We start from the raw sequence: 12597 nt of genomic DNA, 5'->3' as shown, positions 1-12597 counted from the left end.
AGAGGCTGCATCTTGAAAATTTATGTCGCGGGGTTTCAGCACGAAACCAACACATTTGCCCCTTCGCTGGCTGACTGGGCCGCCTTTAATCGAGGCGACTCTTTCCCAGCGTTTATTAAAGGCCAGGCGATGCTCGATAGCCTTCGCGGCGTCAATATCCCCATCGGCGGATTTATGGATGCGGCCCGCACCGAAGGTTGGCAGCTCGTGCCCGGCTCTTGGTGCGGTGCTATCCCCTCATCCTATGTGACTCGCGATGCCTTTGAACGCATCAGCGATTCCATGCTTCAGGACATCCGGCACGGAGGGTTCGACGCCGTTTACTTGGATCTTCACGGCGCGGCGGTGGCTGAGCACGTGGATGATTGCGAGGGTGAACTGATCGGACGGATCCGAGCACTCGTTGGCCCCAAGATGCCGATTGTCGCAAGCCTTGATCTGCACGCCAACGTCACCTTGAAAATGCTCGCAGAAGCGGATGCACTCGCCTCTTACCGGACCTATCCCCATGTGGATATGGCGGCGACTGGAGAGCTCGCAGCCACCTTGCTGAAACGCCGGTTGCAATTTGGTCGCAAAGAACCCATGGCGTATCGACGTCTGCCATTTCTAATCCCCCTGAATGCACAGAGCACGTGGTTAGAGCCCGCGAAGTCTCGCTATGAAGACATGATGGAACTCGATAAAAAATTCAACGCGTGTTTGAGTTTTTGTATGGCCTTCCCCGCAGCGGATATCGCTGAATGTGCACCGATGGTCTGGGGTTACGGCGCTCAGGCAGACACGGCAGTCGACACACTGTATCGCCAAGTGAGCGAACCTGCACAATGGCAGCTCACCGTTTTTTCTGCACGCGACGCTGTCGAGCAGGCCTGCGTGCTGGCCGAATCAAATGACAAGCCCATCGTCATTGCTGACACGCAAGACAATCCCGGTGCAGGGGGGGACAGCAACACAACAGGTCTGCTGAGAGCCTTGCTAGAGAAAAGCGCTGGAAAACGTCTGCCCGGTAAAGTCGCCATCGGGCTGATCTTTGACGCGGCGGCGGCAGCCATGGCGCACGCAGCGGGGATTGGCGCCACGATCACGACAACGGTAGGCGCTGCTGTACCCACTTTCACTGGCCATTTGAGCGACGACCCGGTTCAGGGCACCTTCAAGGTCAAGGCACTGTCAGACGGTAAGGCAACCCTTAAAGGGCCTATGATGACGGGCCTGTCGATCAAGCTCGGGCAATGTGCCATGCTGGAAATCGATGGGGTTCTGGTTGCCGTGGTGAGTGGCAAGAAGCAGCTGCTCGACAGAGAGCTATTTAGAATGTTAGGGGTTCATCCAGAGACGATGAAGATATTGGTGGTGAAAAGCTCAAATCACTTCAGAGCAGATTTCACCCCCATTGCTTCGCATGTCTTGGTTGCCAAGGCTGCAGGACCAATGGCTGCCGACCCAGCCGATTTGCCCTGGACCAAGCTTGCCTCGACGACGCGTACCACCCCCTGAGGCCTTTCATGTAAAGTGCGGAAATCCTCATCGCTCAGAGGGGAGGTCAACGACAGCGTCACGTCTGGTGTTTGCGAGTTGATGAGCGACATCGGTCACGGGCGCGAAAGATGGGCTTGAATAAAAACAGGTAATAGGTGATGAGAAATCTTATTCGTGCAGTTGTTGTGCTGCTGGCATTTGCCAGCTCGTTCGTTGCCGCCAGCGCTTTACCAAAACTAGAAAACTTACCTGAACCAACGGTGACCAGTTATGAGTTCGGGGTTTTTGATGAGGGCGGTGGAGGTAACCTGCGGTTTACGCCTACGAAAGTCGTCCCTTTAGTTGCTGGTCAGAAATATGGCTGGGTCATCCATTTAGAAGAGCCCTTGGCTGTTCTTCAGTTACGTGAACAATTTACGCTTCCCACCAAGCCTGCGACCTGGGGGCCACCTGAAAAAAATGGGGCTAGAACCATCTCAGCGGATGGCAGAACGTCTACCGTCGATTGGACTGCTCAAGTGAACAATAACGTGGTGTATAAACTCTGGTCGGTTGCAGAAGGCGACCCCCCAGGGCACTACAACATCAAAGTTTACCTAGAGGGGGCACTGGTCAGCGACTTCAAGTTTGATGTGCAGAAACCTGATTGACCGACCGTCAACAAACCGCCGTTGTTTGATGGACTTGCTATTTGTACTTCAGACCAAAGCATGAGCCGACACAACATTAATAATTCTGGTTACATCTCGCGATACGTGATCAGTGTTGTGGCAAAAAAAATAGATGTGTATTTTGTGTAACCCAAATCGTCTGAGGTACGAATAGCAGTTAGGTCGCAACGTTTTTGACCTAAATCAACTTTCATCGATTAATACTAGGAGTTCATATGAAATACCTACTCGCCCTTTTGGTTTCTCTCAGTGTCTTACCCAGCCTTTCGTCTGCTGCAGATGCACCGATGGATGCAAAAACGAAATCAACCATGGATGCAATGCACAAGATGGATGCAAACAGTGACGGTAAAGTATCAAAAGACGAAGCAATGAAAGGTGGCATGACGGCAGAAGCTTTCGGCAAAATGGACACTAACAAGGACGGCATGGTTGATCAAGCAGAATGGCTGCGTGCCCACGCTGGTGCGTAAGCTATTCGAGTAGTTTCATTACACCCATGATGACGTAGTCACTGCCCCTTGGGATCGTCATCGATGATTGTCCCAGGGGGCGAACTGTGCTTCGCACGGTGCTGTTGCTTAACAGCCTACCGTTCTGCCAAAGTATCGATAGATCCAAAATAGCAGCAGCAAAAAGCTGAATATCAACGATGCTGAAACTCGCCGATGTCGTCGTGAATGCGAGATGCCAGTGAGTACAAGGATGAGGACTAGCAACCCAGTGAACGGGGCGTAAACGTCACTCGCATCATCAACTTCTTTGGGAATATCGCAAAGCGTCAGCGTTGTATTGCCGTCAAGCTCACCGATCATGTAGTCGTAATCAGAACCAGACAGCAGCAAAATGAGAAAAGCGACCGCGAAGGCACAGAGGCCATAAACTGCGCCTTTGCGAGCCCTTGCTCGGCAGCGAGCTTATACCATTTCACCGCTTGAGCGTAGTTTCGGGTGACCCCTTGCCCGTTACCATACATAAAGCCAAGGTTTAACTGCGCATACGCATGGCCTTGCTCAGCAGCGAGCGTGTACCACTTCACCGCTTGAGCGTAGTTTTGCGTGACCCCTTGCCCGTCGTAATACATCACGCCCAGTTTGTACTGCGCCCATGATTCGCCTTTATCCGCCTCGGATTTCGCAATGGTCAATGCCGTCGCGTAGTCGCCCTGACGAACTGACGTGAGGAAGTCATCCGAAGGGGTCCCCGTAACCTTACTTGAGACGAGCACAAGCAGGGTAAGTATGAGTTTTTTCATCTTTTTTTTACGACGAAATAGTCTGGTTGGCGACCGAGATACAGAAATAATACCTTAAGGCTAGCTCAAGACTAAATTAAGGATAGGTTTAAGGTTGGGATAAATGTTTGTGCAATTGCGCCCAGCAGACGTGCGGGAGACCCTCACAAACCCCGATTCGGAGGCGGTTGGTAACGGTCTATATTTTGATCAGAGCGCTGACAGACCGCACGCGAGCGCAATGAGTCAGCGTAGCGGCTCAGGCGCGACAGACACGAGGATTAACACTGACTGTCTCGCCAAGACCGGCAAAAGAAAAAAGGCCTCAGAGCACTTACGCTTAGAGACCTTCGCTTTTACTGGTGCCGGAGAAAGGAATCGAACCCTCGACCTTCTCATTACAAGTGAGCTGCTCTACCAACTGAGCTACTCCGGCATTTTTTTAACTTTTCACCTGATTTGTTTATCAGGGAACAGCATTATAGGTTATTTTCGCTCGGTGTTATTTAACGATGCTAAGTTTCGGCCGGGTGGGTGGCGGGTCTTTAGGATCGTCCGTATTAGTGGCGCTGGGCACTGACCGCATGGGAGCACTCGGCGATTTCTCAATGCTTGGTGCTGGCACAGATGATTCGGTGGCTTCAAAGGCCATGCCCGCCCCGGTTTCACGCGCGTAGATAGCAGTCACCGCAGCGACCGGCACGTAGATATCTTCAGTCTTGCCGTTGAATCGAGCCTGAAACTCGATGGCATCGTTACCGATGACCAGTCGGTTGGTGGCGAGTGAATCAATATTCAACGTGATTTGGCCATCATGGATATGCGCCCGAGGCACCATCGTGTTTGAGTCAACCCGGATGGTCAAATGCGGGGTGTAGCCATTATCCGTGCACCACTCATGTAGCGCACGAATCATATAGGGCTTGGTTGAGGTTTCAGCCATCGTTCAAGTGCCTCGATTAACGACGCATGACCTTTTCTGAAGGCGTCAGCGCTTCGATATACGCTGGGCGTGAAAACAGGCGTTCACCATATTTCTGAATCGGTGCGGCTGTCTTGGGTAACTCGATGCCATAGTGATCCAGGCGCCACAATAAAGGTGCCATCGCAACGTCAAGCATGGAGAACTCTTCGCCCAACATGTACTTGTTCTTCATCAACTGAGGGGCAAGTTGTGACAGGCTGTCGCGGATCGCAACGCGTGCAGCGTCAAGACGTTTTGTGTCGCCACGGGCAGAGCGGTCTTCGAGCGCAGCAACATGGATGAATAGCTCTTTCTCGAAGTTATAAAGAAAGAGACGCGTACGGGCACGCATCAACGGATCTGCGGGCATCAATTGCGGATGAGGGAAGCGCTCGTCAATGTATTCATTGATGATGTTTGACTCATAAAGAATCAAGTCACGCTCAACCATGATGGGCACCTGACCAGACGGATTCATGACCGCGATGTCTTCTGGTTTGTTGTACAGATCGATGTCGCGGATTTCAAAATCCATAGCTTTCTCGAACAACACGAAACGGCAACGGTGAGAAAAAGGGCAGGTCGTGCCGGAATAGAGGACCATCATGATGGGTTCCGTCCTAATAAGAAAAGCGAAAGGCCAGCGCCTATTCAGTTAGACGCTGGCCTCGGAAAAGACACTACTTAACGTGCTTCCAGAAAGAAGCGTTGAGTCGCCAAGCAATGACAAAGAAGATACCTAGAAACAGCAGCACCCAAACACCGATACGCTTGCGTGTTTGTTGCACTGGCTCTGACATCCAGGTCAAGAACGCAGTAACGTCGGCGGCGTCGTTGTCATAAGCCGTTGCACGAGCAGGGTCAGCATTTTTGAACGTGACCGTTGACGTTGCACCACCATGGTAATGCGCGACCGGTTCTGTGGTGACCGTCGCGTAACCCATCGCATCGTAAGTGGTGGTGATGCGTTGCCAGGCCTCGTGCCCGCCCTCGTGGCCTTTTTCTGCCTCGTGCTCGTGCATCGCAACGATCGTCATTTCTCTGTCGCCTTGCCGATCCCAGAGGACGTGTGGCATCGCGACGTTGGGATAGGCGAGGTTGTTCCAGCCCGTTGGGCGACTGGTGTCGCGGTAAAACGTGCGCAGGTAGGTATAGATGTAGTCAGAGCCGGTCGGGCCCGCTGTTGCTGACTTAGCACGTGCAATAACCGACAGATCGGGTGGTGCTGCACCGAACCAGGCTTTGCCGTCTTTTGCTGAGACAGAACCCATCATCATGTCGCCCACTTTACTGCCAGTAAACAGCAGGTTTGCTTTGATGAGTTCATCTGTCAAGCCAATCTCTTTGAGCTTGCTGTAACGCATAGACGCGGCGCTGTGGCAGTTCAAACAGTAATTGACGAACAGTTTGGCGCCATGTTGCAACGCCGTCAGGTCGGTAATACGGTTAGGTGCGGCTTCTAGTGCATAGCCGCCTGTATTGGCGCTAGCCCCCGTGGCTAGGATCACTAGGGCAAGAGCGCAAATCAGCTTCTTGATCATGGTCATTCCGTAATTAAAGTTGGGCTCAATGGGCGTGGAAGGTGACACGATCGGGCACGGGCTTGAACTTCCCAAGCGTGCTCCAGATGGGCATCAGAAAGAAAAAGCCCAAATAAATCAATGTACCAATCTGCGACATCAAATTGAACAGTGCGCTGGGTGGTTGCGTGCCCAGATAACCTAAGACGAGGAAGTTCACAAAGAAAATGCCGTACAACACTTTGTGCCAACCAGGACGATAGCGAATGGATTTCACGGGGCTGTAATCCAGCCAGGGCAGGAAAAACAGCAGCACGACTGCGCCACCCATGGCGACGACACCCCAGAACTTGGCATCGATCACTTGCAGCAAGACTGCGACAACCACCAGTGCGCCAGCAGAAATGATCTTCATCAGGCCTTTCTGACGGATGAACATCAAGATGGCACCCAAGCCCACGAGTACGGTCAGTACGGTGGTGAACTCGCTGGTCGTTGCGCGAAGCATGGAGTAGAACGGCGTGAAGTACCAGACAGGCGCGATATGCGGCGGTGTCTTCAGCGGATCTGCAGGGATGAAGTTATTGAACTCGAGAAAGTAACCACCCATTTCAGGGCCGAAAAACACAATGGCCATGAAAATGATCAGGAAACCTGCCAAGCCCATGATGTCATGAACGGTGTAATAAGGATGGAAGGGAATCCCGTCAAGCGGGCGACCATACTTATCTTTATGCGCCTTGATATCGACACCGTCGGGATTGTTTGAGCCGACTTCATGCAACGCGACAATGTGCGCGGCAACCAGGCCAAGTAAGACCAGCGGGATCGCGATCACATGGAACGAGAAGAACCGGTTCAAGGTCGCATCTGAAACCACATAGTCACCGCGAATCCAAATCGACAACTCGGGCCCGATGAAAGGGATCGCCGAGAACAGATTCACAATGACCTGCGCACCCCAAAAAGACATCTGACCCCAAGGTAAGAGGTAACCAAAAAACGCCTCAGCCATTAAACAGAGAAAGATGCCGACGCCGAAGATCCAGATCAACTCACGTGGTTTGCGGTACGAGCCGTAAATCAGTGCGCGAACCATATGCAGGTAAACGACGACAAAAAACATCGAGGCGCCCGTCGAGTGCATATAACGGACGAACCAACCGCCCGGTACCTCACGCATGATGTATTCAACCGATTGGAAAGCGGTTTGAGAATCAGGCTTGTAGTGCATCACCAGGAAAATACCCGTGACGATCTGCAGTACCAGCACAATCAAGGCCAACGAGCCAAAGAAGTACCAGAAGTTGAAGTTCTTGGGTGCGTAATACTCTGACAGATGAGCTTTATACGTTGACGTCAGGGGGAATCGACGGTCTATCCACCCAATCAGTCCTGTCGTTTCGACGGTTTTATCGCCAGCCATGCGATGGCTCCTTGGTATGTTTCAGTGTCGCGTTGTTACGGTATCGTCGGTATGACGATTAAGCTTTGTTATCTTCGTCAACACCAATAATGATTTTGGTGTCACTTAAGTACTGGTAAGGAGGCACTTCGAGATTATCGGGTGCGGGCTTGTTTTTAAACACGCGACCTGCCAAATCAAACGTCGAACCATGGCAAGGGCAGAGAAAACCGCCTTCCCAGTTATCTGGCAAGCTAGGCTGTGCACCTGGCTTGAAATAAGGCGAAGGCGAGCATCCCAAGTGGGTACAAATACCAACCGCGACGAAGAGCTCTTCTTTACGCGAGCGCCACTGATTTTGAGCGTATTTAGGCGTATACCCGGGGCGCTTTGACGCTGGATCAGCGACTTCGCTGCTCGTGACTTTCAGAGAATCGAGCTGCTCTTTGGTGCGGCGAATCAACCAGACAGGTTTGCCGCGCCATTCGACAGTGCGCATTTCACCAGGCTGCATTGTCGCAATGTCAACCTCAACAGGGGCACCCGCCGCGCGCGCGCGTTCGGAAGGCTGGAAGGTGCTGACGAGCGGCACTGCAAACCCTGCGCCTGCGACACCGCCCGCAGCACAGGTAGCGCCAATCCAGAAACGACGTGAAGGGTCTGACGGGAGATTCGGGGGCACCGAGCCCTCGTCGTCTTGCATAGCTGAATCCTGACTCATTCTCTACAATCCTTGTTGCAGCTGCGGGGTTTAGCAGACTCAAAAAACCTGAGTAAACTAGGTCACGGGTTTTTTGAAACGGCTGGTGCAGCGAGAAGGTTACGGTTAATACTATATCCTTAACCACTTATTATAGCCGTAGCGGCAAATCAAAAAAAGGATGGATGAGTAGAAATGAGTAAAGCGACAAGTCTTTTAAAAGAATTTCGAGATTTCGCGGTGCGTGGCAACATGGTCGATCTGGCGGTCGGTGTCATTGTTGGTGCCGCTTTTGGCAAAATTGTTGAATCGCTCGTCAAAGACATCATCATGCCGCTCATCAACTTTTTGGTGGGTGGGACTGTAGATTTTAGTAATAAATTCATCGTGTTGCATACACCAGAAGGCTACAGCGGGCTTCTGACATACGCAGAGCTGACTAAAGCAGGTGCGACGATTTTTGCCTGGGGCAGCTTCGTCACCATCGTGATCAACTTTGTGTTGCTGGCGTTTGTTATTTTCTTTATGGTCAAGGGGATTAACAGTACGCGGGCTCGACAAGCCCTCGAGGCAGCTGCGCCACCGCCAAAGCCAGAAGTTTTGTTGCTGATGGAAATTCGGGATTTGCTTAAAGCGCAGCAGCCCGAAGCGCTGACGGATGAAGCGAAAGAGTAGCCCACTGCTGCACTTGCGTCAGGGCTTACTGCTGAGAGTTAGCGAAGGCAGGCCGATGAAGTATGGTTGCTGACCACCTCCCCTAAACGGGGTTGTCTACGTCAACGAAGCTGACCTCAATGGGGAAGTGCTTGGCGATTGCTTGCCCGAGCGCGTGAACCCCATAACGCTCGGTCGCGTGATGCCCGGCGCTGATAAACGCGACACCTGACTCTCGAGCAAGGTGCACGCTGGGCTCAGAAATCTCGCCAGTAATGAAAACATCCGCACCAGCGTCGATGGCTTGTTGAAACATGCTTTGTGCCGCGCCAGTACACCAGGCAATCTTCTGCACTTTTCGATGCCCGTCGCCGATCACCAATGGTGTTCTTTGAAGTTTTTTTGCGATGCGGGCGCTCAACTGGTCTAGCGTCAGCACAGAGTTAGCTTTACCCAGGCAAATGAGTTGGTCACGGCCAGCGGTACCGTCGCGCGTCAGGTTTAACAGGCTGCCAAGGCGCGCATTATTGCCGAGGATGGGATGGGCATCTAGCGGAAGATGGTACGCAATCAAGTTGATGTCGTGCGCCAATAATTTGGCGAGCCGCTTGTGTTTTGTGCCGATCACGCGAGGATCTTCGCCCTTCCAGAACCAACCGTGATGCACCAGCAATGCATCGGCTTTGGTTTCAATGGCGATGTCGATCAGCGCTTCGCTGGCTGTGACTCCGGCGATAATACGAGCGATGGTGCTATTGCCCTGCACTTGTAAACCGTTTGGGCAATAGTCATTGAACGCTGAGGGGGTGAGCGTTTTGTCCAGCCATGCACACAATTCGTTGGTCGTAACGATTTTATTTTTTAGTGAAGACATGATGCGTCGAATTTGGTTATTGTTTGCGCAGACCGTAACGGTTTGTTTGGGTGTGTTGTTCGTCGTGGTGACGTTGCGTCCCGAGTGGCTCGGTCGAGCGTCGATCGGGCGGGCAGTTCCGCCCACGCCTGAGGTCAATACTAACGTAGACCGACTGACTGTGTCCAAAGAATCGGATCGTCAATCGCATTCGACAACGGCACCTACTTCGTTTGCCGTCGGTGTTGCAGCAGCAACCCCAGGTGTGGTCAACATTTTTACGACCAAACACGTTGCGGTCAGTCGACTGCCATTGCCGGCAGACCCTTTCATTAGAAAGTTTTTTGAACAGATGCCAGGCTTCAGTGAACGACGCCAGAGTAATAGTTTGGGCTCGGGCGTCGTAGTTACCAAGGCGGGTCATATCCTGACGAATTTCCACGTGATTGACGGTGCAGAAGAAATCCTTGTTGCCTTGAGTGATGGACGACAGGCGAACGCTCGAGTGATCGGCGTTGATCCTGAGACAGATTTGGGCGTGTTGAAAATTGATTTACCGAATCTGCGTGTGCTGCCGTTTGCGACGCAAGAGGTACTGCGGGTGGGTGACGTTGTGCTCGCGATTGGCAATCCCTTTGGGGTTGGTCAGACGACGACGATGGGTATCGTGTCAGCACTGGGGCGTGATGGTCTCGGCACGAATGTCTATGAGAACTTTATCCAAACCGATGCAGCCATCAATCCTGGCAATTCGGGCGGTGCGCTGATTGACACACAAGGCCGATTGGTCGGGATTAACACGGCGATCTACTCGCAGTCTGGCGGCTCACTTGGGATAGGGTTTGCTATCCCAGTGTCCGCCGCCGAACGGGTGATGGATCAAATTATTAAAAACGGAAGCGTCAAACGGGGCTGGTTAGGTATTGAGCTTCAGGACATGACCGCTGATTTAGCACGGGCGCTGGGCGTTGACCAAGCCACTGGGGCAATTGTCACGGGTATGGTTAGGGACGGCCCTGGCATGCTGGCCGGATTGCACGTGGGCGATATCATCCAAAGCTTGGAGGGAAGAAAGGTTGAGGATGCCAATAGATTGTTGGGGCGTATTGCAGCATTGCCCCCAGGCAAGACAGCCAGACTCGATGTTGTGCGACGCGCCCAGCATCAAGCCGTGGATGTTGTGCTTGGTACAAAACCACCGTTCAACAAATAAGTGACCAGTGGTCGTTTTCGATTACGCAGCCGCTTGCATACTGCACTTCGCCAGTAAAGCCTCGCTTTCCGTGAGGATGGCTTTTTTAACTTCGACTGACGAATTGAAGAAGACTTCTTGCAATTTGGCCAGCTCTTCGTCCTCTGTGTAAAACCAGCTGACTGGCATGTTGAGAATTTCGGCCACTTTGCACATCAATTGATAATCAGGCGCATGCTTACCTCGCTCGTACTGATTCATACGAGCGCTCGCTGACATAGGATCGATACCGGCAAGTTTGCCGAGTTTCTCTTGAGATAGGCTCGACTTTAAACGAGCTTGTTTGAGACGATGAGCTAGCATGGGACAAAGCCCCCTTTAAACTGAACTGGATCGCAAGACCAACAATAAGCCTTGCTCTAGAAAATCCTAAGTTAAAGGGTAAACCCTGCGGTAGGCAGCATCAAGTTGTTTTGAGCATCTAAAGAACCAATTGTAGACCAATTGGCGTATTTTAGGCGAAAAAAAGAACAATTTAGTCTGGTTTTCACAACAAATGACCACGCTCGGTTAAGTGTTGTCGTCTTCTTTCGCTCTTGATTTAACGCCACGGGCAAACAAGAGCCCGACTTCATATAAAACACATAACGGTACTGCCAGCATAAACTGACTCACCACATCAGGGGGCGTCACAATGGCAGCGATAAAAAACGCGGCAACCACAAAATAGCCTCTGAAGGATCTCAGCTTCTCGACACTGACGATACCCATTCTTACCAGAATCACAACCACAACGGGTACTTCAAACGTGACACCGAAGGCGAGAAACATGCTCATGACAAAGCTGACATACGCTTCGATATCTGGCGCGGGGGTAATCGATTGGGGTGCAAACTTGGCAATGAAGGTGAAGACGGTGCGGAACACCACAAAATAACAAAAGGCCATGCCTCCCACGAACAGCACGCAGCTCGACACGATCAGAGGTAGTGCTAACTTCTGTTCGTGCTGATAGAGTCCCGGCGCCACAAAAGCCCACGCTTGATAAAGTACGACCGGGAGCGCGATGACGAAAGCCGCCATCAAGGTCACCTTAACAGGCACCATGAAAGGGGTGATCACCCCCGTGGCGATCATGCGAGTGCCCTCAGGCAACGAAGACAACATCGGTTGCGCCAGCAAATCATAGATGTAAGAGGCGCCAGGGTAGAAAAACAACCCGAGAAATACGGCCATGACAGCTGCCACAGCGTAAAGCAACCGCTGCCTCAGTTCGATTAAGTGCGACATAAAAGTATCGCCAGGCTTTTCTTCTGGCGCTGTGTTATCGCTTGAACTCACGAACTGACTCCCTGCTTGTTGGGTGAAACTGCGGGGGCGATCGATGGTAACTCGCCTTGCACCGCATCGATTTCAAGTTGCTGAGGGATGTTTGCTTCGACGACGGACGTCGTTTCTGGGGCCGCCGCTTGTACTTGCGCCAGCGCTGAAGCCGAGTCTGTCACATGCACTGTGGCGCTCGTTTCTTCGCCTGTCGCTAGCGTCGCTGTCTCGTTCGTTGTGGAAGCCGCATCGTGGCCAACATCGTGCAGCGTGTCCATGGTACTTTTTTCGAAAGCATTCAACGGTTCAGAGATCGCCGTCTGGGCGTCACTGATCGAGGTTTTCACCGACTGCGCCGCCTCTTGTACCTGTTCTTTAAATTTTCGAAGATCGTCGAGTTCAATTTCGCGCTGAATGTCAGCTTTCACATCATTGACATAGCGCTGCGCACGCCCAACCAGATGCCCTAGCGTTTTTGCCACTTTCGGCAAGCGCTCGGGCCCGATGACGACCAGTGCAACGACACCCACAACCATTAATTCAGAGAAACTGAAGTCAAACATTTTCAGATGCCAGAGAGAACAGGTTCAACTGACGTC

At 52.2% G+C, this 12597-nt stretch carries 16 protein-coding genes and 1 tRNA gene; 5 read left to right on the top strand and 12 right to left on the bottom strand.

All coding sequences use genetic code 11. The features are described 5' to 3' along the window. Nucleotides 1-9 precede the first annotated feature (9 nt). From AC1W8Y_RS10060 to AC1W8Y_RS10050, 3 genes are all read left to right on the top strand, one after another. Nucleotides 10-1500, top strand: coding sequence for a M81 family metallopeptidase (locus AC1W8Y_RS10060; protein WP_482014415.1), 1491 nt, complete (start codon nucleotides 10-12; stop codon nucleotides 1498-1500). A 140-nt stretch (nucleotides 1501-1640) separates the two neighbouring features. After that, nucleotides 1641-2132: a hypothetical protein gene (locus AC1W8Y_RS10055; protein ID WP_482014344.1), complete on the top strand. Its 492-nt coding sequence runs from the start codon at nucleotides 1641-1643 to the stop codon at nucleotides 2130-2132. Nucleotides 2133-2368: 236 nt separating this feature from the next. After that, nucleotides 2369-2626 (top strand): EF-hand domain-containing protein, encoded by a 258-nt coding sequence (locus tag AC1W8Y_RS10050; RefSeq protein WP_482014343.1) that lies wholly within the window; start codon nucleotides 2369-2371, stop codon nucleotides 2624-2626. Nucleotides 2627-2734: 108 nt separating this feature from the next. On the opposite strand, the gene AC1W8Y_RS10045 is transcribed toward AC1W8Y_RS10050, so the two are convergent. From AC1W8Y_RS10045 to petA, 8 genes are all read right to left on the bottom strand, one after another. After that, nucleotides 2735-2968 carry a DUF2645 family protein gene (locus AC1W8Y_RS10045; RefSeq protein ID WP_482014342.1) on the bottom strand — a complete coding sequence of 78 codons (234 nt, stop codon included), beginning with the start codon at nucleotides 2966-2968 and terminating at the stop codon, nucleotides 2735-2737. Further along, nucleotides 2965-3408 carry a tetratricopeptide repeat protein gene (locus AC1W8Y_RS10040; RefSeq protein ID WP_482014341.1) on the bottom strand — a complete coding sequence of 148 codons (444 nt, stop codon included), beginning with the start codon at nucleotides 3406-3408 and terminating at the stop codon, nucleotides 2965-2967. The genes AC1W8Y_RS10045 and AC1W8Y_RS10040 overlap by 4 nt, the downstream gene beginning before the upstream one ends. A gap of 339 nt (nucleotides 3409-3747) precedes the next feature. Then, nucleotides 3748-3823 (bottom strand) — tRNA-Thr (locus tag AC1W8Y_RS10035). Nucleotides 3824-3889: 66 nt separating this feature from the next. Then, nucleotides 3890-4330, bottom strand: coding sequence for a ClpXP protease specificity-enhancing factor (locus AC1W8Y_RS10030; RefSeq protein WP_482014340.1), 441 nt, complete (start codon nucleotides 4328-4330; stop codon nucleotides 3890-3892). A 16-nt stretch (nucleotides 4331-4346) separates the two neighbouring features. Then, nucleotides 4347-4958 (bottom strand): glutathione S-transferase N-terminal domain-containing protein, encoded by a 612-nt coding sequence (locus AC1W8Y_RS10025; RefSeq protein ID WP_482014339.1) that lies wholly within the window; start codon nucleotides 4956-4958, stop codon nucleotides 4347-4349. A gap of 73 nt (nucleotides 4959-5031) precedes the next feature. Next, nucleotides 5032-5898 (bottom strand): cytochrome c1, encoded by an 867-nt coding sequence (locus AC1W8Y_RS10020; RefSeq protein ID WP_482014414.1) that lies wholly within the window; start codon nucleotides 5896-5898, stop codon nucleotides 5032-5034. A gap of 19 nt (nucleotides 5899-5917) precedes the next feature. Continuing rightward, nucleotides 5918-7297, bottom strand: a complete 1380-nt coding sequence (locus AC1W8Y_RS10015) for a cytochrome b (protein ID WP_482014338.1) — start codon at nucleotides 7295-7297, stop codon at nucleotides 5918-5920. 58 nt (nucleotides 7298-7355) lie between these two features. After that, on the bottom strand, nucleotides 7356-7997 hold the full coding sequence (gene petA, locus AC1W8Y_RS10010) for a ubiquinol-cytochrome c reductase iron-sulfur subunit (protein WP_482014337.1): 642 nt from the start codon (nucleotides 7995-7997) through the stop codon (nucleotides 7356-7358). A 174-nt stretch (nucleotides 7998-8171) separates the two neighbouring features. Here petA and mscL point away from each other — a divergent pair, with 174 nt between their 5' ends. Next, the gene (mscL, locus tag AC1W8Y_RS10005) at nucleotides 8172-8651 is read left to right on the top strand and encodes a large conductance mechanosensitive channel protein MscL (RefSeq protein ID WP_482014336.1); all 480 of its coding nucleotides are present in this window, start codon (nucleotides 8172-8174) and stop codon (nucleotides 8649-8651) included. A gap of 82 nt (nucleotides 8652-8733) precedes the next feature. Here the strand turns inward: mscL and AC1W8Y_RS10000 are convergent, their stop codons facing one another. Further along, nucleotides 8734-9504: a Nif3-like dinuclear metal center hexameric protein gene (locus AC1W8Y_RS10000; protein WP_482014335.1), complete on the bottom strand. Its 771-nt coding sequence runs from the start codon at nucleotides 9502-9504 to the stop codon at nucleotides 8734-8736. A gap of 1 nt (nucleotide 9505) precedes the next feature. Here AC1W8Y_RS10000 and AC1W8Y_RS09995 point away from each other — a divergent pair, with 1 nt between their 5' ends. Next, nucleotides 9506-10696 carry a trypsin-like peptidase domain-containing protein gene (locus AC1W8Y_RS09995; RefSeq protein WP_482014413.1) on the top strand — a complete coding sequence of 397 codons (1191 nt, stop codon included), beginning with the start codon at nucleotides 9506-9508 and terminating at the stop codon, nucleotides 10694-10696. 21 nt (nucleotides 10697-10717) lie between these two features. Here the strand turns inward: AC1W8Y_RS09995 and AC1W8Y_RS09990 are convergent, their stop codons facing one another. The 3 genes from AC1W8Y_RS09990 to tatB form a co-directional block, all read right to left on the bottom strand. Further along, a complete protein-coding gene (locus AC1W8Y_RS09990) occupies nucleotides 10718-11038 on the bottom strand; it encodes a helix-turn-helix domain-containing protein (protein WP_482014334.1) in 321 nt (106 codons plus the stop codon). Nucleotides 11039-11245: 207 nt separating this feature from the next. Continuing rightward, nucleotides 11246-11965, bottom strand: a complete 720-nt coding sequence (gene tatC / locus AC1W8Y_RS09985) for a twin-arginine translocase subunit TatC (RefSeq protein WP_482014412.1) — start codon at nucleotides 11963-11965, stop codon at nucleotides 11246-11248. A 47-nt stretch (nucleotides 11966-12012) separates the two neighbouring features. After that, nucleotides 12013-12561, bottom strand: coding sequence for a Sec-independent protein translocase protein TatB (gene tatB / locus AC1W8Y_RS09980; protein WP_482014333.1), 549 nt, complete (start codon nucleotides 12559-12561; stop codon nucleotides 12013-12015). Nucleotides 12562-12597: the final 36 nt, after the last annotated feature.

Source organism: Jezberella sp., assembly GCF_964834465.1.
This window is presented reverse-complemented; position numbering and strand designations above follow the sequence as displayed.